This window comes from Pseudoalteromonas sp. SG45-2 (genome assembly GCF_014164115.1).
In the GTDB taxonomy this organism is placed as follows: Bacteria; Pseudomonadota; Gammaproteobacteria; order Enterobacterales; family Alteromonadaceae; genus Pseudoalteromonas; species Pseudoalteromonas distincta.
On record NZ_JACJEO010000016.1, the window covers coordinates 1 to 24,869 of the forward strand.

A 24,869-nucleotide genomic window follows, 5' to 3' on the forward strand; every position below is an offset into this window, starting at 1 on the left:
AGTTGCTATTATTGCCTGTATAAGAAAGCTTATAGTAATCATAAATTCTATGGTGAGGGATGGTGTCATGTGGGATCCTAAAATGGTTTGAAATTAGGAATTGACACCATAGTCACTTGTTATATTTACTAAGTTTAGTTCTTTAAATATTAACATTTTAATCCTTTAATTTTTATCCTTTAGTAACTATACCACTCACTATGTGGCCCCTTCAAGGGAACATTAGCTGAATTTTATTCCATTTATATTATTCCTTTTCTATCAATATTTGTCAGTAAGCATTGGCAACTGTGTAAGTTTGATCGTCACAGTGCTTATATTTATTTTAAAAAGTAATTACCTGACTATAAATTAATTAAGCGAATTTATATAAAATAGAAGTGATATTTCATCCTATAATATCTTGTTGTTTTAAGTAGGTCTCAGCCTCATTAGTATGGGGCTTAAATGCTTTCCAACGGCCAATTGCTTTATTGTTGAGTGGTTGGCGTACTTGCACCTTGCTTGCGGTAGAAACCGGAGCGGTATTTAAGTGAAAATCTATACATTGTTCTTGCCACTCTAAGTTACAAAAGCTGACTAACTCTTTTATTTGTTGCTCGGGCTGTGCGACTAACTCTTCGTATTTTACTAATTTTATATTGTTGTGTTGCATGCTGAAGTGCTGCATTAGCTTGTAAAAACGGCTGTAAAATTTTGCAGTGTCGAGTAAATCGAGCGAGTACGCGTAGTAGGGGTTATTAATGGTAAATAACTGGCGATAGTTACCAATACACGTGTCCATAGGGTTGCGCAGCATGCAAATAATCTTAGCGTTTGGTAGTGCTTTGGTTATTAAGTCGATATAAAAAAAGTTAAACGGGAGCTTATCAATAAAGTGCTTATGGCTGCCTGTTATTACGCGTGTTGCGTTTAAATAGGTTGACCCAAGCTGATTAAAATCAAGCTCGTAGGCTTTACTGAGTGTTTGAGTGTCGAGTACATGCGGTGTTTGCGTTTGGCTTAGCTTTTTAACACTTAGGCCAAAGTCTTGTAATTCACCGGCTGATTGCACGTCGCTGTGGCTCGATAAAATACGCTCAACCAATGTGGTGCCAGAGCGGGGCATGCCTAATACAAAAATAGGCTCTGCCGTTGGGTTACCTTGTACTCGCGCTTGTGTGTGCTGTTCACTTAAGAGTTTAATATGTTCAAATAACTCAGTTGAGCTTTTATGATCAAACGGCTGTACAGCACGTTTTGCTACTTTACCTTGCTCTAACGCGGTAAAAGCGTCTGAAAACTCACCAATATCTTGATACTCTTTAGCTAAAGCATGGCCAATATGCAGTTTTGCATCGGGGTGTGTTACTTGCTCAAACACGTTTTTTAAGCGTTCAATATGATTGTTTTGTGTACTTACTTTAGTTAAATCACTTAATGCAAAATGACTTTGATGGTGCAGCTGGTTAAGCGCTATGGCATTTTCAAAAGCGTGTTGGGCTTTATCAAATAGCCCTAAAAACTTAGCACTTACACCGTAGTTATAATAAAACTGAGGTTGAGCTTTGTTAGCTGCTGTAGACAGTGTAATAGCGCGCTCAAAGTAGTTAAGTGCTTGCTCGTGAATACCTGCTTGAGTAAGTGCAACGCCGAGTGTGTCGGCATCAAGTGCTTTAGTTATTTGCTTTAATGGCACCGATAGTGCGGTGTTTTTTGCTTTTTGTAATTCGCCAGTAAGTGCGTAACATTTAGCAAGTTGCGCGGTATATTCAATACTTTTGCCAAGGGTGAGGGCTTTTTCGATGAGCTTTATTGCTTTGTGTATTTGCCCAACAGTTAAATTAACCATTGCCAGCAAAAAATACCCATCAGCAAAGTCTGGTTTGAGTGTAACTAACTCCACTAGGGCTTTGTGTGCTTGCTCTATTTTACCTTGGTTTAGGGAGTGTATTGCGCTTTGATGAAGTTGCTTTAAATTTGGCTGCATGGTTTTTGGTAATTATTTTGTGAAAGAAAATAAAAAGGCTCAAATAAATTTGAGCCTTAAAACATTGTTTAAAAATTACTATAAATTATATTTCAAATTTGTAGTTAAATTTAACACCTACCGTAAGCGGGCGATTAATGTAATGGCCGTAGTTACGTTGTATGTCGGCACCATTTGCTGATGTTATATCGGCATCTGAACGACGAACGGATGTAACCGCGTATTTGTTGAATAGGTTATCAACATATAGGGTAGTTGACCATGCATCAGCTGTTAATTTAGCTGATATATTACTTAAGCTGTAACCTGGTAGTGTTTCGCCGTTATCACGAAGCCCTACTCTTGAAAGCACGTCGCTTTGCGCAGTTAAACCGTAGTTAATATCAAGCGTTTTGTCGTTAAACACGTCTGTTTGATAGTTTACACCCATCGAAAATTGATTTTCAGGTGAGCCTGGTAAACGGTCGCCGTCTTCTGCGCCATCGGTACCATCGGCATTAAACAAAAATGGTGCGTCTGATGTTAGCTCTGCTTTTGTGTAGGCATAAGTTGCGTAAACTGAAAACGAGTCAGATAAAATGGCACGGGTCGAAATTTCTACCCCTTTTGCATTAGCGCTGCCTGCGTTTGAAAGGTACGTTAATTGACCTATATCTGTAGCGCCAGTGATTTGCGCATCATCCCAATCTACGTTAAATAACGCGGCGTTAAAGTGTAGCTGGCTTCTAAACCATGTACTTTTAAAGCCTAGCTCGTAGTTTGTTGTGGTGTCGGCTTCATATAATAATTCGTCAGGTTTACCACAACCTGTTTGTTGATCCTCAACAATTGGATCAGGACAAGACACTAAACCGTTTGAACCACCAATTCTAAAGCCTTCACTTACTGTTACATAACCCATTACTGAATCAGTAAATTGATATTTAGCATTAAATTTAAATAAGTTACCGTTATCGCCAGCGTCATCTTTTTCGTATGCAACGGTGATTTTGTCAGGATCTACTCCACCATACAATGTATTGGCTAGCGGGAAGTCAAAAGCTGCTTGCGACTCTACATCGTATTCGTAAAAACGGGCACCAATGGTAATATCTAATTTGTCGGTTACTTGATAACCAACTTCACCAAATAGTGCAGACTCAGTGACTTTACTTTTTGTAAGCTCTAAGTATTCTAATGAGTCAGGTCTTAGCTGCTCGCCACCAAAGTTATCAATAGCGAATTGGTCAAACCCAGGGGTAAACTCTCGGCTTGACGCTTCGGTTTCTGTTTTGTTGTAAAAGCCACCCACAATCCAGTTAAAGTCGCTGTCGCCTTGCGACACTAAGCGAATTTCTTGAGTGAAGGTATCTTCTTCGTCTATTTCACGGGTAAACGTTGAAAACGAAGGGAATTCTTCATAGCCGTAATCAAGACGAATAAGTAAGTCTGTTTGATCGCGTTGACCGTCGGCATCAAAGCTCGAAATACCGGTTGCCGATACTAGCTCTGCAAAACCTAAATCGGCTTTTAGTTCAAGGCTTAGTAATTGATCTTTTTTCTCGCGCGGCTCTTCAAAGCGATAAGCCGATTCGTATTTACCTATTACGTCGCTTAAACCGTTGTTTGCATTAAGGCTATTGTAATGAACAATCGAGCGGCCTTCACTGTCTTGGTTTTGATAAAAGTAGTTAAGCGTACCTTCAAACGATTCATTTGGTTTAAAGCGAACAGAAATACGACCTGTAGTGGTGGTTTCGCCGTTGGCGTCTTTTACATTTTTAAGGTTGTTATTAACTGCTGAGCTATCGCTCCAATCTGGATCTGGCAGTGATACGCCAGATTCACGCACTACATAACCGTAATCGATAAAACCGGGGTCTTCATATACGTTTAAGCTGGCGCGTACTGCTAATTTATCTTCAATAATAGGAAGGTTAAATATAAAACCGCCTTCGCCACCTAAAGAGTCACTTTCTTTTGTTTGAAACAGGTCGCCGTAAACTTCAAGAGATGTAAAATCAAGCTCAGGCTGTTTAAGCATGTAGCGAATTGCACCGCCTAATGTGCCTGCACCATAAAGGGTGCCTTGTGGCCCAATTAATACTTCAACACGCTCAATATCTACTAGGCGCATATCTACCGAAACAGGAATTTCGTTAATGTAAGTAGATACTGTGCCGCCATCTGATGATGGACCAGACGAGTTTGTATTTAAACCACGAACAATAATAGGCGAGCCTGAGCGCCCACCTTGATCGGTAATTGTTAAACCAGGTACCCAGCGCGCTACATCCGCAAGCTCACTGATATTTTGATCTTTCATTATATCAGCATCAAGGGCTGTAATATTTAGCGGTGCATTTTGCACCGAGCCGCTGCGCCTTGTTGCTGTAACTTCAATTACTTCGAGTGATTTGTTTTTAGCTGCAACTTCTTCTTGAGCAAGTGCGGCATTAGGCAATAAAAATACGCTAGAAACAGCGCTCGAAATAGCCAAGGTTAACAAGCTTGGTTTAAACATAAAAAGTGATCCCCAGTTCAAATGTTTTACATTAGTAAATTAAGTTAAGCAGTTTATCAGGGAGTGAAGTAGCTGGGAATATTTAAATTGAATTTTAATTCACTTTTATAGAATAAATATAGCTTGTTTTCGGGGTTTTTATTTGGTTAATAGGCAATACAAGCAATAGCTTAGTGGAATTAGGTACAGTTAGGTTAAAAATTACACCCTTGTTTAAAGGTAAATAGTCATTCATGTTTTAAAGCAGGTGTTATGACGTGCTCGTTAAACAAATTATTACATTAAAATTAATATTTCATAATGTCATTACTTATACTTTTATTAGCACTATTAAAGTGTATTTTGATCCCCATTAAGGATGTTAAGTCGCCATTATTAGTGACAGTTTAAGTTATTGAGTGAGCGTGTTTGATTGCCGCTTCGTATTCTCTTTTTTATTTTGTCCGCACTTTTTTGTGCGTGTTTTTAAGGATTAACAATGAGCCAACTATTTTCGCCTTTATCACTTGGGCAAGTAACGTTAGATAACCGTATTATTATTGCACCCATGTGCCAGTATTCAGCAAACAATGGCGCTGCTAGCGATTGGCATACTATTCATTTAGGCCAATTGAGTTTAAGCGGTGCTGGGTTACTTATTTTAGAAGCAACAGCAGTAAACCCTGAAGGGCGTATTAGCTACGGCGATTTGGGGCTTTGGAATAACGAAACCCAACAAGCACTAGGCAAAAGCCTAAAAGCAGTAAGGCAATACAGCCCTATGCCTATTGGTATTCAGTTAGCGCATGCTGGACGCAAAGCATCAACTGAAAAACCATGGGACGGTGGCGATGCCATTGCACCTGATGATGTAAATGGCTGGCAAACGCTCGCACCTTCGGCAATTGCGTACGACGCTAACAGCCCAGTGCCAAAAGCAATGAGCCAATCTGACATAGATTCACTAATTAAAGATTTTGTAAGTGCAGCTAAACGCGCTGATGAACTCGGCCTTGATTTAATCGAGCTTCATGGTGCGCACGGTTACCTGTTACATCAATTTTTGTCGCCACTTTCAAACAAGCGAGATGACAACTACGGTGGCAGCCTAGAAAACAGAATGCGCTTATTACTTGATGTGTTTAAAGCGGTAAGAGCGGTATTCCCCAGTAATAAAGCAGTGGGTGTGCGTATTTCGGCAACCGATTGGGTTGAAGGTGGCTGGGATTTAGATCAATCGATAGTGCTTAGTAAAGCGCTTGATGAACTAGGTTGTGATTTTATTCATGTAAGTACGGCGGGCCTAAGCCCAGAGCAACAAATACCAGTTAAACCTAATTTCCAGGTACCGTTTGCAACAGCCATAAAAGAAGCGGTTAAAATGCCTGTTATAGCGGTGGGTTTAATTACACAGGCGCAACAAGCCGAAGATATTATTAGTGAGCAGCAAGCCGATGGCGTAGCACTAGCGCGTGGCATTTTATATAACCCGCACTGGCCGTGGCATGCAGCTGCAGAGCTTGGCGCTACAGTAACTGCACCTAAACAGTATTTACGCTCAAGCCCACATGGGCAGCCATCACCAATAAAATAAAGTTTAGTTTTTTGTAGAAACCCAACCCGCGTTTGCGGGTTGGGTTTTATTATTTTTATAAAGTAGAGACACACATGACCCAAACAGGCGTTTCAGCGCAACCTCTTAGCAATACACTCGTTACTATTATTGCTTTGTGTTGCGGTCTTATTGTTGCCAATATTTATTACGCTCAACCTATTATTGAGTTACTTGCCCCAGAAGTTGGATTAAGTGCGCACAGTGCTAGCCTTATCGTATCGCTTACACAAATAGGCTACGCTTTGGGGTTGTTTTTTTTAGTACCACTAGCTGATTTAGTTGAAAATAAAAAGCTTATGTTGGTCACTCTTGGTGTGTCGTTTTTGAGTTTAGTGGGTACGGCACTTGCTAATTCACCTAATGTAATGCTTATTTTGTGTTTGATGATAGGTATAAGTTCGGTTTCTGTTCAGGTGCTTATTCCACTTGCTGCGCATTTATCGTCTGACGAAAAACGCGGACAAGTTCTTGGTAATATTATGGCGGGTTTGTTGTTAGGTATTTTGCTAGCAAGACCTATATCGAGCTTAATAGCCGATCACTTTGGTTGGCGCGCTGTATTTTACTTTGCAGCAGGGTGTATGGTGTTTATTGCTGGTGTAATTTATTTTGCTATTCCAAGTAGGCAACCAACCCATAAAACAACGTATTTTAAGTTATTAAAATCGCTGAAACAATTAATGATAAGCCAGCCAGTGCTGCGCCAACGTTCACTTTTTCAAGCGTTAATGTTTGCATCGTTCAGCTTATTTTGGACGAGCGTACCGGTTGTGCTTGCCCGTGAGTATGGTTTATCCCAATCAGAAATAGCATTGTTTGCACTAGTGGGCGCCGCAGGTGCTGTAGCAGCTCCTATTGTTGGGCGTTTGGCTGATAAGGGCTATACGCATCAGTTATCGTTACTGGCCAAACTCATTGCAGCACTGTGCTTTTTACCAAGCTTATTTGAGTTACCTTACGGCATTATAGTATTGGCATTAACCGGTGTGTTTATTGATTTTTCTGTGCAGGCCAATATGGTATTGGGTCAACGTGCAGTGTACGCACTAGAACCACAAAGCCGTGCGCGTTTAAACGCTATTTATATGACTAGCATATTTGTAGGTGGCGCAGTAGGCTCGCTTATTGCCAGCCCATTATATGAAGTGGGTGGTTGGACTGGTATTGCACTGGTGGCTACGGGTATGCCGCTTATTTCGTTGATTGGTTATTTGGTTACAACTAAAAAGCAAAGTAAGGCTGTGAGTTAAAAAATTACCGGATACAACACAATAAAGTCACCATGTTGTATGGTGATTTTATTGTGTTGTTTAGGTTAGTTTGGTAGTTAACTAAGTAGCCTGTTTTTTTGCGTTTGAAAACGAGCTACCAACAGATGCAATAATTACAAGCAAAATAGCGAGCCACTGCCATAAAGTAAGCAATTCACCCAGTATAATAAACCCTGCGAGCGAAGCTATTGCAGGCTCTAAACTCATCATTACGCTAAACCCTTGTGAAGGCATGTTACGCAGTGCAACCATTTCAAGTGTGTAAGGCAGTGCGCTTGATAAAATAGCAATACCAATACCCAGTGGGATAATTTCCCATGTAAACGCGGGGCTTTGCATAATGCCACCGTAAGGCACTAGCACTATAGCGGCAACAGTCATGCCCAATGCGACAGTGGCTCCACCAGAGCTTTGTGTGCCGGTTTTTTTACCAAATAATATATAACCTGCCCAACATGCACCGGCACCAAGCGCAAGCGCTACACCTAATGGATCAAGGCTATCTTGCCCGCTCATATCAGGAAGCAGAAGCAAAATACCAGCAATAGCACAGGCAACCCAAAATAAATCACGTTTGCGGCGTGATGAAAATAAGGCAACAGCAAGCGGGCCTGTAAATTCAAGTGCTACACCAATGCCTAGTGGAATGCGTTCAATAGCGTAATAAAACAAAATGTTCATGCCGCCTAAACTTAAACCATACACAATTATAGGAATACGATTACCCGTAGTGGGTAAGTGTTTCCAAGGTTTAAACACTAAGCAAAGTATAAAGGCAGAAAAACCAAGCCTAAGGGCCGTCGTACCCTCAGGGCCAACAATTGGAAAAAGCTGTTTTGCAAACGACGCGCCCGTTTGAATGGTCATCATGGCAAGCAATACACACACGATAGCCAGTAAATAACTTTTTGAAGATGCTTGCATTTTTATCCTTGAGTTGAGTAACTCTATCAATTAGTTATGTAATGCAGGGAGTATAAAAGCTAAACCCACCCGATATTAATGGCGGCATAGTATCTTTTTTTAAATTTATAGGTAAGTGTTTGCGACCAAAAATAACGTAATAAAAAGTATATTAAATAGGGAAGGTAAATAAAGTAAGAGGTAAAGTTAGCAAACAGGCGTTTGCTAACTTTAATCAGTTGATTAAAAGGCCTTAGTGGGCACTTTTATTAACTAAGCCATCAAGCGAGTAGAGGCCTCGTTTTTCATCATTTTTGCGTTTAATTTCTTCAAGTGCACGCGATTCTACAGCGTCAAATAAAGCATTAATTAAGCGGTTAAAATGTTTGTGCATTGCACTGCGCGCTGCATTTGCATCATGCGACTTTAGGGCTGTATAAATAGCGGTGTGTTCATCCATAACGCACTCGTTATTGTTTTTACACACACTGCCATAGTCAGCAACAATTTGTGGATTTGTTAAACGTAAATCCCACAAGTTAGACACTGCAAATTCAAGTGCTTTATTACGCGTTGCTCTAGCTATAATTTCGTGGAACTCACGATCGGCTTGCTCAACATACAGGCCTTTTTCCATAGCAATTAATGTTTTATTTAGTTGCTCTAGTTCTTCTTCTGTAATGCTTTGAGCAGCTAGAGCGGCAATTTCGCCTTCAATTAATGCGCGAGCTTGAGTAAGTTCAAATGCACTGATCTCTTTTGATTTTATAGATGCATTTTTTTGTTCTACTACGTAAACACCAGAGCCAGTTTTAACTTCAACTCGGCCACGTACTTCTAATGCGATAATAGCTTCTCTAATGGTAGGGCGGCTTACATCAAACATTTCTGCAAGTTCACGTTCAGGTGGTAAACGACTCCCAGCAGAAAATTCGCCTTGATTTATTAAAGACTCAATTTTATCAACTATGCGCCAAAATAAGCGACGATTACCCATACTTTACCTTCATTACCTTAAGGAATAATGGCCTCTGGGGCCTATAAGTCAAAACCAACTGTTAATATCAGAGGTTACCTTAAAATTCACTATTATGTCAAAATTCTAACGCGATGTTAGGGTTAAAAACCACTATACACCAACGGTTGCATTCTTGTATTACCAATTTAGTTTAAAATAATGTAATTGGCCAGCTTGATTGGTAATGTTTTTATGTGTTAGGTTAGATTTAAGGTTATTGAGTAATAAATATTGGTAATAAACCGAGTTGGGTTGTCAGTGTTAAGTTTGTTGTAGAAGTATTTGATTGCCCATGGATGGGGATCGCTATTTTAAAGTGTTTTGTAAAATGTGTCGTTGTACGAGAGCTATTTAAGCTTTCTTCTGGGCGTTAGCTGTCGTTGGTTAACGCCCATATTTTATTTAATTAGTCGTTAGGGTACACAACCCCAAGCTGTTTGCGCGCTTCATCAAGAACGCTCATTACGTTACTGGCTAAAATGTGCGTATTAACAGGTGACTCAAGGATATTTTGCTTCACTAATGACATGAAATGCTCAACTTCGTATTTCATAAAGTGCTCATCAAACGGCTGGGATATAATCTCTACATCACCATTATTAGCAATAAATTCCACTTTTTTAAGTTGCGATACGGCTTCTATACGTATGCGCCCAAGCTCGCCTTGTATTTCGGTTATGTTGTCGCCTTGCGATATTTTGGAGTAACTAATAACGGCTTGTTTATCTGCATAGTTTAGTAATACATCGCCCGCACCATCTACACCAGTATCGAGCAATACGCCACTGGCACTCACGCTTTTTGGTGCCCCCCAAAGTGCAATTAATAAATACAGCGGGTAAATCCCTAAATCAACTAAAGCACCATTTGCAAACTCGGGTAAAAATGTGTTTGGGCGTTCTCCATTTTTATACTTATCGTAACGCGATGAGTATTGACTGTACTGGCCAATATATTTACGTGGTGTGCCAATTTTTACCATTGCCTGTTGTAGCTGTTCATAGTTAGGCAAGTGAGAGGTCATCATGGCTTCCATGTAAAGGCGCTGATGCTTTTTTGCTGTAGCTATAATGCTTGCAAGCTCTTTAGAATTGGCAGCTGATGGTTTTTCGCCAAGGACATGTTTACCCGCTTCTAGACACATAACGGCATATTGTTTGTGTAAGCTATTAGGGGCGGCTATGTAGACAGCATCGACATTTTGATCTTGGCAAACTTGCTCGATTGAGGTGAAAATTTTTGCTTGTGCATTTTGTGGGTGTTTGGCTAAAAATGCTTCGCCGCTAGATACTGCGCGCGAGCACACCCCATATAAATTAAAATCGTTTAACGTATTTGCAGCGGCTAACAATGTGTCGCTAATAAAATTGGTGCCAACAATAACAAAGTTCATGCTCACTCCTTAGCTTAAATAAAAATAATAAGAGTATTTAGTTTAACATTTTTTTAGTTCTATATGCTCGAGGAGAACATCCAAACCAGCGTTTAACATTAACACTTAGTGTTGCTTGTTCCTGATATCCTAAAAGCTCAGATATGGTTGAGATTGTAAATTGGTTTTGCGCTAAATAGTGTGCAGCTAAAGCGCGGCGAGTGGCATCTTTTAGTTTTACAAAACTCGTATTATGTTTGATAAGTTCTCGATGCAGAGTACGCGGGTGCATACCCAGCGCAGCTGAAATAGTTTGGTTACTACATTGATAAATAGGAAGCATAGGCCTAATTAGCGCACTAACTTGGTTGGGCAACGGTTGTGTGTGTTCTTTGTTTTTTGCCAAGAAGTTTAGCGCTGCTTGTACTTTATTTAGTTTAGGGTGATCAAGCTCAAGAGTTAAATCACTTTTTGAGATTACAATGCCAGCGCTGTTGCGATGCTCTATAACGTTACAACCAAAGTAAGTGTTATAGGCACGAGTATTAGTACTTAACTTTTTTGGCAAAAATATATTAATTGGTTTACAGCGGTTATTACTCAGCTTTTTAATAACAGCTAATGCTAAACCAATGGTTAGCTCAATGACTTGGTTTATGTGCGGTAATGGTTTTAAATTAATTTCGAATGATAAAAACAAGCTTTTATCATTCTCTAAAGGGTGCGAGTTTAAGCTAAGTGCAGGGCTGTGTAAGTGAAGGTATTTAATAACCCAATTAAGTGCATCACCTAAATTAGTACTACTTTTGGCAGCTATTGCAATATGTCCTAAAATATCAAAATTTTGTCTACTTGCGAGCTTAAGGCCAAAACTAGAGCAATTGAACTTACAAGCACAGTACTCTAAAAGCTCAGCGTAATCTCGATAAGATAAATATTGGTTATCGAGATTTTTAAAGTCAACGTTATTAATATTACAGCTTTGCATTATTTCATGCGGATCGCCGCCAAATTCGCTAATTAGCGTGTCTATACCTTGTAATGACGTGGCTCTGATTAGGCTGCTCATGGTTAACCCCAAATAAGTGATGTCTAAAAATATCAAGTTTTATTGGGTTTTTCTATGCACTATTACTGTTAAGGCCATTTAAAACTTTTATGAAGGTACACCATGAACAATATAACATTTGATTACATTGTGATTGGCGCAGGCAGTGGCGGCTGCGTTATGGCATCGCGATTGTCTGAGGATAAAAATGTCAGTGTGTGTTTAATTGAAGCTGGCGGCAGCGATAAAAATGCATTTGTGCAAATGCCAGCTGGCATAGCAGCGAGTGTGCCTTATGGCATAAATAGCTGGCATTACAATACGGTGCCACAAAAAGAGCTTAATAACCGCTGTGGTTTTGTGCCGCGCGGCAAAGTATTGGGTGGGTCAAGCTCTACCAATGCAATGGTTTATATTCGCGGTAACAAATACGATTACGATAATTGGGCACAGCTTGGTAATGAAGGCTGGGATTTTAAGAGTTTACTCCCGTACTTTATTAAATCTGAGAACAATAAAGCGTTTATAAATAATGAGCTGCACGGAACAAAAGGCCCGCTACATGTACAAGAGCTAAGTAACCCAAGCAATGTAAACCAATATTTTTTAAATGCCTGTGCTGAGCAGAGCGTTAATTTAAGCGACGATATAAATGGCAAAGAGCAAAGCGGCGCGCGTTTATCGCAGGTAACTCAGCACAATGGCGAGCGTTGTAGTGCAGCAAAAGCATATTTAACACCGTATTTAAACCGCCCGAATTTAACGGTATTAACCCATAGCCACGTTAATAAAATAAATGTAACCAATAAGATAGCGCAAGGTGTGCAAATAGAGCGCAATAAAGAGGCTATTAATTTACGTGCTAAAAAAGAGGTAATACTCAGTGCTGGCGCTATTAATTCGCCGCAAATATTAATGCTTTCGGGTATTGGCCCAAAAGAGCAGTTAAGTGCACATAACATTAAGGTTCAGCACGTACTTGAAGGTGTTGGCGCTAATTTACAAGATCACTTAACGGTAGTGCCACTTTATAAATCAAAAACAAGTAAAGGCACATTTGGTATAAGCCCGCATGGCATTGCCAGCATTTTAAAAGGATGCGTTAACTGGTTTAGTAAACGAGAAGGGCGATTAACCAGTAATTTTGCAGAGTCGCACGCGTTTATTAAATTATTTGAAGGCTCGCCAGCGCCCGATGTGCAGCTAGAATTTGTAATTGGGCTGGTGGACGATCATAGTCGTAAATTACACACTGGGCATGGTTACAGTATACACAGCAGTATTATGCGCCCTAAAAGCCGAGGCACGATTACATTAGCAGATAACAACCCGCGTAGTGCACCACTTATTGACCCTAATTACTTAAGCCACCCAGATGATTTAACTGTAATGCTTGCAGGCCTTAAAAAAACACTCGCTATTATGCAAAGCAACGCTTTTGATAACATACGCGGTAAAATGCTCTACCCGCTTGATATAAATAATGATGAGCAGCTAATTGAGTTTATACGCCAAACTGCAGATACCGAATATCACCCGGTCGGGACATGTAAAATGGGGCAAGACTCAATGGCAGTGGTAGATACTAATTTACGAGTACACGGGGTAAGTAACTTACGCGTAGTTGATGCGTCGATTATGCCTACTATTATTACCGGCAACACAAATGCGCCGGTAATTGCGATTGCTGAAAAAGCGGCTGATTTAATTAAACACGAAAACGTATAATTGAATTAACAATAGCAGGGCTATTAATTAGCGATAAAACTCATTTAGCCATTGTTGCCAATCGCTTTCAAGATGTAGCATTTGCTGATGCTTTTTAGCGTTTAGATGCTTGGCTTCGTCCTCGCTTGCCACATAAGGCCCAACGCGGCATAGGGGGCAATGGTTAGATGTTAAGTATGCAGGCTTTGTAAGGCGTGAGCTTAATTCGCTAGTATGTTTATCGAGACTTTTTGGGCTGAAAACGTAAGTTATGCCGCTTGTGTCTTTAACGTGTTTATCGCGGTCAACATTACGAATTTTATAACCTTCAAAATGGCTAATATCAAATGGGATTTGGCCTAAGTAATCTGCGGTTAAACCGTTATTTAAACTCCCCTCTATATTCCATTCTCGATAAGGTTTTACATCCTTTGAGGTGATGTAACAAAGCATTGGCCCATTTTTATCAAGCGCGTATTCGTTAGCGTATTTAATAAATTGGTGCAGTAAAGCGCGGTTTAATACGTTCATACTGGTTTGGCGCGTGTTGTTTTCAAACGCTTCTCGGCCAACAAATGCAGGTATAAGCGGAAACTGAAAAATAACCACATCAAAGCTGTGCTGGTTTTCACTTAGAGCTTGCCAACATGCATGGTTTGTTACATCAAAACTATTAAGTACCTCAACGTTATGCGCTTTTAAGTTGCTAAGTGCATTGTGCTGGTATTTTTGCTCAATAGTAGTTTGGTCATCGTAAGTGGATGCAACCAAAGCTTTTGGCGATAGATGAGTGTAAATAGCGTTCGAAAACGATAAATCGCCATCGCCTACGGTGAGTATTCGCCATTGAGGATTTAAATACATATTTTATTTAGCGTTTATGTTTGTAGCAGTATTATTTATATCGCTATTTGTTTGTGAGTCTTTTGCTAGTAAACGATGAAACGCAAGTCTGGTTTTTAACCCTTCAATAGCGATTTGTTTAATAATAAGATTAAAGGTAATTAAAATGGCAAAGGCAATATGAATAGGGCCGTGAGTAAATCCTGCATCTGTATCGTACAGTGTTAAACCGAATAGCAAAAATAAGACGACTAAAAATATTTCGAGTAATTGACTTGAATAAAAGCTTAAACGACCTTCGCTTTTATGATCTTTTTTAATGCGAATAGCACAAAAAAATGGGATCACTTTGATTTTAAATGCAGCGTTTTTTTCTACGTAGTTTTCGCCAAGTTCGTCGAGTTGTTGGCGTAGTTGGTCAATCATGGTGTGTCCTCAAATAGCAGTGCGCGGATATTACCTTATTACCACGCAATATTTAAGTTTACAGCTGTTATTTAGGGTAAATACTCATACCAATAGTAAGGATATGACACACAAACACAACAGAGGTAAGTACAAAGCGCATTTTTTGATAATCTTTATGATAGGTTTGCCATTGCGGCGTGGCTTTTTCAAATAAAAGTACTAACCAAAAACTAGCACCTAACCAAGCGAGTGCCCACTCAACAGGTAAAAATGATAAAAATGGTATAGGTATTACAGGCGCAACAGCTTTTATCGCATTGTTATAAGTTTGCTCTCCGGCGCGCCATAAGTTACCCGCCATAAATGCTAAAATGGCGATACTGTAAAAAGTAAAAAACTCCAAGTTAAGACTATTACTGCCAAACATGAGAGGCCAACCTACACACCCTAAAAACGGGATTAAGCCTAGGTAACCTAGCTGTATATGGTTAACAAATTTTTCCATTACGGTGTGCCTTATATTTAATAACTTATTTGAAGCGCGGCTATTGTAGCAGTATTGCGATTAGCGGTCTTAATAATTCGCCAGCGTTTACAATTCACATAATGCATACGATAACAATGATTACATAGTTCAATCCAAAAAACCGATTGTTTTAATCTAAACAATCAATTTTATTTAATTTCCCATTGGCCTTATTGTATTAACCAAGCCAACGCAGAAGGTCGTTTAAAACGAAAGCGTTGATTACTTTTAAAATACATAAACACAGATGAGGAAATACCATGAGCACTTCATTAATCAATACAAAATTACAACCATTCAATGCAACCGCTTACCACAACGGTGACTTTGTAGAATTGTCTGAAAAAGATGTTCTAGGTAAATGGTCTATCTTCTTCTTTTACCCAGCAGACTTTACATTTGTATGTCCTACCGAATTAGGTGACCTTGCAGATTACTATGCACAACTTCAAGAAATGGGCGTAGAAGTTTACTCAGTATCTACTGACACTCATTTTACTCACAAAGCATGGCATGACACGTCAGACACTATCGGTAAAATTACTTACCCAATGATTGGCGACCCAACAGGGCGTATTACACGTAGCTTTGGTGTAATGATTGAAGAAGAAGGTTTAGCACTTCGCGGTACATTTGTAATGAACCCAGAAGGCGAAATTAAAGTAATCGAAACTCACGATTTAGGAATTGGCCGAAGCGCTAAAGAACTAGTTCGTAAAGTACAAGCTGCACAATACATTGCAACTCACGATGGTGAAGTTTGCCCTGCATCTTGGCAGCCAGGTGAAGACACACTTGCACCTTCACTAGATTTAGTTGGTAAAATCTAAATATAGGTTTACCCACTTTTATAAGGGCAGGTAACTGCCCTTAAATCAACGAACATTCGTTTGTTGGTGCCTCCTATATCAATATACTTGTTTAAGCACATGCATTATTTGGCATGGGAGGCTTGCTGTTTAAATTTTCCTAAAAGGGTTAAGCCATGTTAGATAACAACATAAAAAATCAATTAAAAAGCCATTTCGAATCGCTTACTCAACCTGTTGAGCTGCTTATTGCCTTGGATGACAGCAAAAAATCAGCAGAAGTAGAAAGCTTAGCAAACGATTTAGCCTCACTAAGCGATAAATTTACTGTAATAAGCAATCCTGATACAAGCGCACGTCGCCCGTCAATGGTTGTACATTCGCCTATTAAAAAAACTCATGTTACGTTTGCAGGCGTACCTATGGGTCATGAATTCACAAGTTTAGTGTTAGCACTTTTGCATACTGGCGGACACGCAAGTAAAGCTAAAAGCGAAGACATTGAGCAAATACAATCGCTTACTCAAGAGCTGAACTTTGAAGTATACATAAGTTTAAGTTGCCAAACGTGCCCGCAAGTAGTGCAAGCACTTAACACTATGGCAGCGACAAACAGTAATATTAAAGCCACCATGATTGACGGTGCATTATTTCAAGATGAAGTAGAAGAACGAAATATTTTAGCTGTTCCGGCTGTATATTTAAATGGCGAACCATTTAGCCAAGGTGCACTAAGCCTTACTGACATACTTAATAAAGTAGATAGCAAAGGGGCTGCTAAACAAGCAGCAGCGCTAAGCGAAAAAGACGAGTTTGATGTACTGGTAGTTGGTGGCGGCCCAGCGGGCGCGTCGGCTGCAATTTACTCAGCACGAAAAGGGTTAAATACAGGCATTGTTGCTGATAGATTTGGTGGACAAGTTGCCGATACACTAGCAATAGAGAACTTTATTTCGATTAAAGCGACTGAAGGGCCTAAATTGGTTGCCCAGCTTGAAGAGCACGTTAAAGAATACGATGTAGATGTAATGCATAATCAGCGTGCAGCGGCACTTGGTTATAACAATGGTTACGAAATTACACTAGAAAATGGCGCAGTACTTAAAGCTAAGTCGCTCGTACTTGCAACTGGTGCACGCTGGCGCGAAATGAACGTACCAGGTGAGCAAGAGTATCGTGGCCACGGTGTGGCATATTGCCCACATTGCGACGGCCCTTTATTTAAAGGCAAACCTGTTGCTGTAATTGGTGGTGGTAATTCAGGTATAGAAGCGGCAATCGATTTAGCTAATATTGTGCAAAGCGTTACGGTACTTGAATTTGCAGACACACTACGAGCCGATGAAGTGCTTATTCGTAAAGCTAAAAGCATGGCTAATATTACTATTATAAAAAGTGCACAAACAACCGAAGTACTTGGTGATGGTAAAAAAGTAACTGGCTTAATGTACACAGATAGAGTGTCGGGGGAGAGCAAAGAGCTTGAACTTGCCGGTATATTTGTACAAATAGGCTTAATACCAAATACCGAGTGGTTAAAAGACAGCGACCTTGAATTAAGCAAATTTGGTGAAATACTAATTGATGCTAAAGGCGCAACTTCATTACCAGGCATTTATGGCGCGGGGGATGCAACCAATACTCCGTTTAAACAAATTATTATTGCAATGGGCAGCGGTGCAACAGCAAGCTTAGGCGCATTTGATTATTTAATTCGTCACTCTGAAGAAGCTGATCAAAGCGCTGCTTAATGTAATTAGTAAAAACTCTCTTGATATAACAGCAAGGCTACACCCATAGCTGTTTGTTAACCCAAGCCGCCCTTCTCCAAAGGCGGCTTTTTTAATGCTTAAGAATTAGCACACGATTTAATCGCACCCACCACCAGAATCGCCGCCGCAATTTGTATAAGAATGTGATGAGTTACTGCTAGAGGAAGCTGTTGAGTCACTGCCAGTATAAGCAGATGATCCACGTGATGACTTAGCACTGATAAATGTAACTAACAGCAATACGCCTGATACGATAACTATTGTTATTGATGAGCTCCATTGCCCAGTGGAAACGCCTTTAAATACTGCAACAATAAGGACAGTTAGTAATATAGTTCTAATTATGTTTTTCATTGTTAATGCCTTATCTAACTATATTTAGCACGCGGTTAAGTGTGCAAAGCTAATATTTTTAAAGCTTTAGTAATTGCGCCGCTGACGCAATAGCGACTTCTAAAGAATGCATTTTAAACGGTTTTGAAATAAACATATCCATACCAGCTTGTTTGCACGCTAATTTATCTTGCGATGAAGTATTGGCTGTAAGGGCAACAATATAGGTTGAATCGTGCGGACAGATACTTTTTGAACGCAGTTGTTTTGTAGCCTCAAAACCATCGAGTATAGGCATAATACAATCCATAAAAATAAGGTCGTAATGCTTTTGCTCGCATTTAAATATGGCATCTTGCCCATCTACTGCAAAGTCTGGCTTTATATTGAGTTTATTAAGCGACGCATCAAGAACGAGTCTGTTTATGTCGTTGTCATCCACCACTAAAACAGAAAGCTTAGAAGCGTTAATGTTTATTTTTGATAGTGGATTTAGCTCTACTTTTTGCTCTTTACCTAGCTCTATAGGGATACTTAGCGAAAAAGTAGTTCCTTGATTTACTTTACTACTTACCTTGATTGTTCCGCCCATGTACTCAACAAGTTCTTTAACTATTGCGAGGCCAAGTCCTGTGCCTCCTTTACTGTTTTTAGCATCTACTTCTTGAGTAAAAGGGGAGAATAAAGATTCAAGAAATTGGCTAGTCATGCCTCTTCCCGTATCGGCGACTTTAATGTTTAGCGTTAATTTATTATTGTTATTAATCACAGACGTGTGCAGTTTTACACAACCACGCTCAGTAAACTTTAACGCATTACTTAATAAGTTGGAGGTAATTTGACTTAGGCGTGTGTTATCGCAATATGCCCAGCAGCTATCAGAAATTTCATTTTTTACTTCTAGTTCTACATTGCTGTTTTTAAATAACGGGGTGTACAAAGAAATGAGATCAGTAAATGTTGTATTTAATAAAACATCCGTGGGTTCTAGTTTTAACTCACCGTGGTTAATTTTAGAAAAATCGAGTACTTCGTTTATTATGCTCAAGAGTATATCTGCGCTACGCAGCGCGACTTTTATTTTTTCGGTTCTCTTTTGTTCGTTATGTTCATCTATTAACGTAGTAAGCATGCCCGTAATGCCATTTAGCGGTGTTCTAAGTTCGTGGCTTATTTTTGCAAAAAGCATGCTTCTATCTTCGAGTAATCGCTCGGCTTGTTCTTGTTTATTTTTAAGCTCTTCTCTTAAAGCCACTGCTTCGGTAATATTTTGAAAGGTACCAAACAAACGTACACAGGTATCACCGTCAAATTCGGCTTCACCAAATGTAGATACCCAAATGGTCTGATTTTTGGCTGTAATAATTTCAAGCTCTAGATGCCACTTTTCGCCGTGTTGTATAGCAAGCTCAACTGCTTTACTTATTTCGTCTCTGCTTGTACCTTCTTTATAAAAGTTAACTGCAGATTCAATTTCAGGCTGATAGTTTTCATCAACTTGATGGATTTGTTTAGTTTGCTGACTCCAATAAATTTTATTATTAGCAAGGTCAACTTCCCACGTGCCTATATTTGCTATGCTTTCTAGTTTTAATAAGCTATTGCTGTTTTTTATTAATTTTTCTTTAGTGATGCTGCGAGCTAGTTCTGCCCCTAACCACTGCGCAAATAGCTCAATATAGTCGTAGGCGGCATCTGTAAATACTGGAGATTGATTGGCAGAAGAAAAATTTACAGTTCCAAATATATCGGTACCTATTTTAATAGGTGCCCCAATATATGACTCAAGTTTAAAGTTTGCATAGCAAGGATGGTCAGCAATTGCGCTTTGTGAGACGTTATGAAATGCAAGTGCAGAACCCGCACTAAGAGTGTGTACACAATAGGTGCCATCTAAATCAAATTGAGTACCTATTTCTAATGCATTATCTGGCGTAATGGCATGTAGCACGGTATAGCAGTTTTTCTCGACCTTACTAATAATAGCTAAATCAAGGTTAAACACTTTAAGTCCAAATGCTAGTAGCTGATGGGTTTTTTCATCAAAGTCTAAGCTTTGGTTAGATACTATGTCGTGAAATTGCCTAAGAAAATTCAATAGTAAATATCCTGTTGGTTTTAGAACTGAGTCTATAGCTTGATAAAGCACTAGTTTAACAAAAAAATTAAATATATTTAGTTAATTATTACTTTATATAAACTTTCTCTAATTAAGCACAACTGATTTAAACACAAACTGCGAGTAAGTTGCTCGCAGCTTATTGTGTATATTAGTAGGTTGAGTTTGGTGTGTACTCAGGGTTGATATCGCCGTCTACTTCCTCTGGGTCAACATCGTTAATAAGCAGTGTTTCACGTACAGCTTCAATGTGATCAAGTACGCTTTGGTAGCGCTCGCCATATTCATACTTTGTCACTTCAATCGCTTTAGGCATGTAAGTAAAAGCTATTTTTAGGGCGTGGAGTGCTTCTTCGTTTATTTTTTCGGTCATAATGTTCTCTTATGTGTAGGCTATAGCTAACCTGAGTTCTGGATAATAAATCTATCTCAAGCAGCTATTTTTAGCGCTAACTGCGTTGAATTTCCTTGCAATAGACCAGCTATTGACGCGTAAATTCGCCTTGTTTTCACCAAAAATTTCTAGCTAGAGAGAAACAGACTTAAATATCGTTATTATTTATAGTGTTTTTAAATCTCTTAACCAGAATTCAGGTTAGTTAGTAAAATAACACCAAATACGATTCGGTAAAGACCAAAACTAACAAAAGTGAAATTTTCTAGAAAGCGTATGAATAGTTTAATAGTAAAATAAGCGACTATAAAAGACGTTAAAAAACCCACAGCAAGGGCAGTTAGGTCATCTAAGCTAAACAGTTGGTAATGTTTAAGTAAGTCATATCCTGAGGCTGCTGAAAGTACAGGTAAACCAAGTAAAAATGAAAATTCAGCGCTGGCTTTTCGGTTTAAACCACACAGCATGGCACCAACAATAGAACTTCCAGCACGACTAGTCCCTGGAATTAACGCAAATACTTGTGCTACGCCAATCCAAAGAGCTTGTTTATAAGTAACTTGGGTTACATCGGTAGTTGTGCATTGAGCCTCTTTATAATTGCGCTCTAATAGTAAAAAAATCACACCGCCTACAATAAACATAACACCTACTACTGGTACGCTAAACAGTGTTTTTATTACATCACTAAATATAAAACCAATAATACCCAAAGGAATAAATGCAATGGCAACTTTCACCCATAAATTGAAATGTTTAGGGCTAAACTTATCTTTATAGTTGGCTAGTACCGCTAAAATGGCGGCAAGTTGGATAATGACTTCGAAGGCGAGGTTAGCGTCTGTTGATTCAATGCCTAACCACTTTGACGCTACAATTAAGTGCCCAGTTGATGATATGGGTAAAAATTCTGTTATACCTTCAATAATACCTAAAATAATCGCGTTAATTATATCCACGGTTTACTGCTTCCTGAAAAATTAAAAACCCCGAACTCGGCTTAACTGAAATGACGCATTACTGCGTACCTAAATTGCGAGGCGTAGCATAAAAGCTCTTAAGGCAAACCAACAGTGTTATTGGACTTAATTTGTTTAATAAATTGCATTAAGTGATAAATGCGCAATATAATGGCAATAGTTATCATTTGCATATGCTGGTTTTGTATATGTTTGGGCAAATTTATTGAGCGAATAATGAATAATAAAAAAACGTTTACAGCTACACGGAGAAGGCACTTAATTGCGTGTGTATTAGCGCTAGTTACTGCGGTAATAATGATTCCGGGTATGACAACCTATTTACCGTTTCAAATGAATGAACAAATATTACTACCTATTTTACTCTTTCCTGTTATTTGGACTGCGTTGTTTATTTATGCGTATTTGGCGCAAAAAGTATGGCAACCTTTTGTAGTCATGATTGCATTGTGTGTATTACATGGTTTATTGAGTTTTTGGGCGTTAACGCAGGGGCAGGGATGAAGTCGATTACTTTAAAAAAGCTATTTTTATTACATAGCTGGGTAGGAATTATTACTGCGGTACTGCTATTTATTGTTGCATTTAGCGGCGCATTAGCAGTTCTGTCGCGACCTGAGTTAAAAATATGGGCTAATCCAGAACTACAATCTAGCCAACACGTTGCCAGCGCGCAAATTAACCGACTAGTAAACGAATATCATAAACAGGTGCCTAGTGAATTTGGTGAAAACATTCATGTGTTTTTACCAAGTGGGCATAACTTTCATTTATTAACGTTGGTATTTGAATCTCACCATGGCGATGAAAATTACGACCAAGAGGTGGCTAGGGTATTTCAATTTCATCCCAATACACTGGTGCTGGAAAATACTTACTATGGGCCTAGTAAAGAGTTTTACGCCAATAAAAAAACCGATGCGCCAACTTATATAGGTGAGTTTCATGCAGATTTGCATTTAGGGCGACCAATTGGGTTAATACTCACTGGGTTTTTAGGTTTAACGCTTTTAGTAAGTGCAGTGACAGGCTTGTTTATTCATCGCAAATTGATAAAAGAGCTCTTTACGTTTAGGCGAGATAAAGGGTTAGATATTGCAATAAGCGATGCTCATAAGGTTATAGGTATTTGGGGTAGCGTATTTAATATTGTAATTGGTTTTACAGGATCATTTTTAGGGCTCGCGACCATTATTTTACTACCAGCAGCTGCGTTTGTGAGCTTTGGTGGCGATCAAGATAAGTTAATAGAAACGTTTACCGCCATTCCTGAGCCTGTAGTTAGCCATATTAAGCAACCTACAAAAATAGACACTATTTTAGAGCATGCTCATAGTCGTTACCCTGAAGCAATAATTAGAGACGTCACAATAATGGCGCATAACGATGCGAATGCGCAGGTATATTTGCGTTTGTTAGGTGGCGAGGCTGTTGCTTCTCAATTACTGCATTATAAAGGCAATGGTGAGTTTGTGCAGTCGATGAGTAGTTTTGGTGATATTTCAGGTGTTTCGATAAAAGTAATTGAGTTGATGTTTCCGCTGCACTTTGGGAACTTTGCAGGGGTGTTTGTAAAATTACTTTGGGTATTGCTTGGCTTAAGTACTGCGCTTTTACCTATTTCGGGCATGATGATGTGGCTAGCAAAGCGTACACGTGGCAGTAGCCCGTCGCTGAGTGTGCAGGCATATGCACGCTGGAATCGTTTTATTATTGGTAGTTGTGGAGGCTTGGTATTAGCAAGCTTTGTGTTATTTCCTTTGCAAGTTGTACTTAATTATACCGTTATTGGTGTGGCGCAAAATAGCTTTTTTGGACCCGTGTTTTTTTATACGTGGTTGGCATGGTTACTCTTAAGTGTATTGCCTATAGGTTATAAAAACTATTTTAAGCTGACTCTTTTGCTATGCGGCGCTTCGCTTGCTTTGGTGCTGCCGCTCAATATTATATTTGGCGTGAGCAATGTTATTAACCTTAATAGCTCGCTTGTCGCGATAGTAGATATAAGTTTTATGGTGGTGGGTATCGCGTGTATTTTTGGTGCCTTAAAAATAAAAAACACACAAAAATTACAAGCAGAGGTACAACCCGCATGAACGAACTACTAATTATAATTGCCATGGTAAGTCTATTATTAATGATGCTCAATATACGCAAAAACACACTCACAATACCCACTAAAGCTTTTTTATGTACACTGCTATTTAGTTTAGCGCTGATATGCTTTATGAGTGTTTATGGTATTTTAGGCGGTGCAATATGCACCGTTGTAGGAGCTATGTTAGCAGGGTTACTAACTGCAGTTATTGCGGGTAAAGCGCCGCAATTATTAGGGTAAATAATGCATTTATTTAGCCAAAAAAGCCTTAGCAGTATCAACTCCCATATTGTAACCGCTATTAAGTACTTCAAACTTTTTAGTGGTTCGGCCAACTTTAAAATTAGTCGGTGGAGCAATAATATTGATTTTGCAGTCACTAGGTGGATTCATAATAAAATCGATAGACTTATTATAAAAATTAGCCCTGTTTAAGGTCGTTTGAATTAATGCTGGATAGTTTTTATACATTTTTTTAGTAAACCAAGGTGCCTTACTTGGTTTTTTACGATAGCCTAAACATTGAGACAAAATAACGGTAATTTCGCGTGCACCCATTTCGTAAGCTTTTATAACCGGAATTGAATCAGCAACACCGCCATCGGTCATCGCTATGTCATTAATAATAGGGTAGTCACGATATGCAATGGGTATAGCGCATGATGCTTTTAATTGATGCACCATATCGGCGCTGGTGGCTTTTAAATAGTGTGCTTTGCCTGATTCGATTGCCGTAGATACAATATAAAACTCTTGTGGAGTTTGTTCGAATACCTCTGTATGAAGGCGTATTTCGCGAATTGTTTCTTGCCATAACCAATCTAAATCAAATAAATGACCACCTTTAATAAAGCGCGCTAAATTAATGAATTCAGGACGACATGAATAGTCGGTAATTACTTTATAATTTCGCATTGGTTGTTTGCATAAAAATGCGGCTATATTAGTTGCTCCAGCTGAAACACCAAAATAGCGTTCAAATGGTTGGTATTGCTGTTTTAAAAACTCATCAAGCACACCTGCGGCAAATATACCGCGCATTGCACCGCCTTCAACGACGAGTGTGTTTTTATTATTGTTGTTCATGGCCAATCCTTTTTATGAAATTTGATGTTATCAACTCAGTCTAAAAAATGCGATAGAGATTACTAAATGTGTTGATAAATTAAAGCCGGGTACACATCGCGAAATTCACTGTTTTC

General features: G+C 39.1%; 22 protein-coding genes. 8 read left to right on the forward strand and 14 right to left on the reverse strand.

What is annotated here, in order from left to right; genetic code table 11:
* Positions 1-388: 388 nt before the first annotated feature.
* Positions 389-1,969 carry a sulfotransferase gene (locus H5116_RS12605; protein WP_182716289.1) on the reverse strand — a complete coding sequence of 527 codons (1,581 nt, stop codon included), beginning with the start codon at positions 1,967-1,969 and terminating at the stop codon, positions 389-391.
* An 85-nt stretch (positions 1,970-2,054) separates the two neighbouring features.
* The gene (locus H5116_RS12610; RefSeq protein WP_182711693.1) at positions 2,055-4,472 is read right to left on the reverse strand and encodes a TonB-dependent receptor; all 2,418 of its coding nucleotides are present in this window, start codon (positions 4,470-4,472) and stop codon (positions 2,055-2,057) included.
* A gap of 478 nt (positions 4,473-4,950) precedes the next feature.
* Here H5116_RS12610 and H5116_RS12615 point away from each other — a divergent pair, with 478 nt between their 5' ends.
* Entirely contained in the window at positions 4,951-6,045 is a 1,095-nt protein-coding gene (locus H5116_RS12615) for an NADH:flavin oxidoreductase/NADH oxidase (protein ID WP_182716290.1), read from the forward strand.
* A 74-nt stretch (positions 6,046-6,119) separates the two neighbouring features.
* Complete coding sequence (locus H5116_RS12620; protein ID WP_182716291.1) at positions 6,120-7,316, forward strand: MFS transporter; 1,197 nt, start codon at positions 6,120-6,122, stop codon at positions 7,314-7,316.
* An 81-nt stretch (positions 7,317-7,397) separates the two neighbouring features.
* Here H5116_RS12620 and H5116_RS12625 read toward each other — a convergent pair whose 3' ends face one another.
* The 4 genes from H5116_RS12625 to H5116_RS12640 all read right to left on the reverse strand — a co-directional run bounded on the left by H5116_RS12625 (position 7,398) and on the right by H5116_RS12640 (position 11,699).
* On the reverse strand, positions 7,398-8,261 hold the full coding sequence (locus H5116_RS12625; protein ID WP_182681551.1) for a DMT family transporter: 864 nt from the start codon (positions 8,259-8,261) through the stop codon (positions 7,398-7,400).
* Between the two features lie 232 nt (positions 8,262-8,493).
* Positions 8,494-9,237 carry a FadR/GntR family transcriptional regulator gene (locus H5116_RS12630; protein ID WP_002960591.1) on the reverse strand — a complete coding sequence of 248 codons (744 nt, stop codon included), beginning with the start codon at positions 9,235-9,237 and terminating at the stop codon, positions 8,494-8,496.
* A 427-nt stretch (positions 9,238-9,664) separates the two neighbouring features.
* Positions 9,665-10,651 carry a Gfo/Idh/MocA family protein gene (locus tag H5116_RS12635; protein WP_182716292.1) on the reverse strand — a complete coding sequence of 329 codons (987 nt, stop codon included), beginning with the start codon at positions 10,649-10,651 and terminating at the stop codon, positions 9,665-9,667.
* A gap of 37 nt (positions 10,652-10,688) precedes the next feature.
* A complete protein-coding gene (locus H5116_RS12640) occupies positions 10,689-11,699 on the reverse strand; it encodes an AraC family transcriptional regulator (RefSeq protein ID WP_182716293.1) in 1,011 nt (336 codons plus the stop codon).
* Positions 11,700-11,801: 102 nt separating this feature from the next.
* On the opposite strand from H5116_RS12640, the gene H5116_RS12645 reads away from it, so the two are divergent.
* Complete coding sequence (locus H5116_RS12645) at positions 11,802-13,406, forward strand: GMC family oxidoreductase (RefSeq protein WP_182716294.1); 1,605 nt, start codon at positions 11,802-11,804, stop codon at positions 13,404-13,406.
* Positions 13,407-13,433: 27 nt separating this feature from the next.
* On the opposite strand, the gene H5116_RS12650 is transcribed toward H5116_RS12645, so the two are convergent.
* The 3 genes from H5116_RS12650 to H5116_RS12660 form a co-directional block, all read right to left on the reverse strand.
* A complete protein-coding gene (locus H5116_RS12650) occupies positions 13,434-14,249 on the reverse strand; it encodes a class I SAM-dependent methyltransferase (RefSeq protein ID WP_182671071.1) in 816 nt (271 codons plus the stop codon).
* A gap of 3 nt (positions 14,250-14,252) precedes the next feature.
* Entirely contained in the window at positions 14,253-14,654 is a 402-nt protein-coding gene (locus H5116_RS12655; RefSeq protein WP_002960599.1) for a hypothetical protein, read from the reverse strand.
* Positions 14,655-14,721: 67 nt separating this feature from the next.
* Positions 14,722-15,141 (reverse strand): DUF3429 domain-containing protein, encoded by a 420-nt coding sequence (locus tag H5116_RS12660; RefSeq protein ID WP_182716295.1) that lies wholly within the window; start codon positions 15,139-15,141, stop codon positions 14,722-14,724.
* Between the two features lie 281 nt (positions 15,142-15,422).
* Here H5116_RS12660 and ahpC point away from each other — a divergent pair, with 281 nt between their 5' ends.
* Positions 15,423-15,992 (forward strand): alkyl hydroperoxide reductase subunit C, encoded by a 570-nt coding sequence (gene ahpC, locus H5116_RS12665; protein ID WP_002960601.1) that lies wholly within the window; start codon positions 15,423-15,425, stop codon positions 15,990-15,992.
* Between the two features lie 155 nt (positions 15,993-16,147).
* Complete coding sequence (gene ahpF / locus H5116_RS12670; protein ID WP_182692532.1) at positions 16,148-17,722, forward strand: alkyl hydroperoxide reductase subunit F; 1,575 nt, start codon at positions 16,148-16,150, stop codon at positions 17,720-17,722.
* Positions 17,723-17,839: 117 nt separating this feature from the next.
* On the opposite strand, the gene H5116_RS12675 is transcribed toward ahpF, so the two are convergent.
* From H5116_RS12675 to H5116_RS12690, 4 genes are all read right to left on the reverse strand, one after another.
* Complete coding sequence (locus tag H5116_RS12675) at positions 17,840-18,097, reverse strand: hypothetical protein (protein WP_182692531.1); 258 nt, start codon at positions 18,095-18,097, stop codon at positions 17,840-17,842.
* 58 nt (positions 18,098-18,155) lie between these two features.
* Entirely contained in the window at positions 18,156-20,174 is a 2,019-nt protein-coding gene (locus tag H5116_RS12680; RefSeq protein WP_182716296.1) for an ATP-binding protein, read from the reverse strand.
* 172 nt (positions 20,175-20,346) lie between these two features.
* On the reverse strand, positions 20,347-20,568 hold the full coding sequence (locus tag H5116_RS12685; protein ID WP_182716297.1) for a penicillin-binding protein: 222 nt from the start codon (positions 20,566-20,568) through the stop codon (positions 20,347-20,349).
* A 206-nt stretch (positions 20,569-20,774) separates the two neighbouring features.
* The gene (locus H5116_RS12690; protein WP_182716298.1) at positions 20,775-21,548 is read right to left on the reverse strand and encodes an undecaprenyl-diphosphate phosphatase; all 774 of its coding nucleotides are present in this window, start codon (positions 21,546-21,548) and stop codon (positions 20,775-20,777) included.
* 237 nt (positions 21,549-21,785) lie between these two features.
* On the opposite strand from H5116_RS12690, the gene H5116_RS12695 reads away from it, so the two are divergent.
* From H5116_RS12695 to H5116_RS12705, 3 genes are read left to right on the forward strand one after another with little or no spacing between them, the layout of a single operon-like run.
* The gene (locus tag H5116_RS12695) at positions 21,786-22,073 is read left to right on the forward strand and encodes a hypothetical protein (RefSeq protein WP_024600574.1); all 288 of its coding nucleotides are present in this window, start codon (positions 21,786-21,788) and stop codon (positions 22,071-22,073) included.
* Positions 22,070-23,665, forward strand: a complete 1,596-nt coding sequence (locus H5116_RS12700; protein ID WP_182716299.1) for a PepSY domain-containing protein — start codon at positions 22,070-22,072, stop codon at positions 23,663-23,665. The genes H5116_RS12695 and H5116_RS12700 overlap by 4 nt, the downstream gene beginning before the upstream one ends.
* Positions 23,662-23,907: a hypothetical protein gene (locus H5116_RS12705; protein ID WP_165723373.1), complete on the forward strand. Its 246-nt coding sequence runs from the start codon at positions 23,662-23,664 to the stop codon at positions 23,905-23,907. Before H5116_RS12700 ends, H5116_RS12705 begins: the two co-directional genes overlap by 4 nt.
* Before the next feature lie 9 nt (positions 23,908-23,916).
* Here H5116_RS12705 and H5116_RS12710 read toward each other — a convergent pair whose 3' ends face one another.
* Positions 23,917-24,753 carry a patatin family protein gene (locus tag H5116_RS12710; RefSeq protein WP_182716300.1) on the reverse strand — a complete coding sequence of 279 codons (837 nt, stop codon included), beginning with the start codon at positions 24,751-24,753 and terminating at the stop codon, positions 23,917-23,919.
* Between the last annotated feature and the right edge of the window lie 116 nt (positions 24,754-24,869).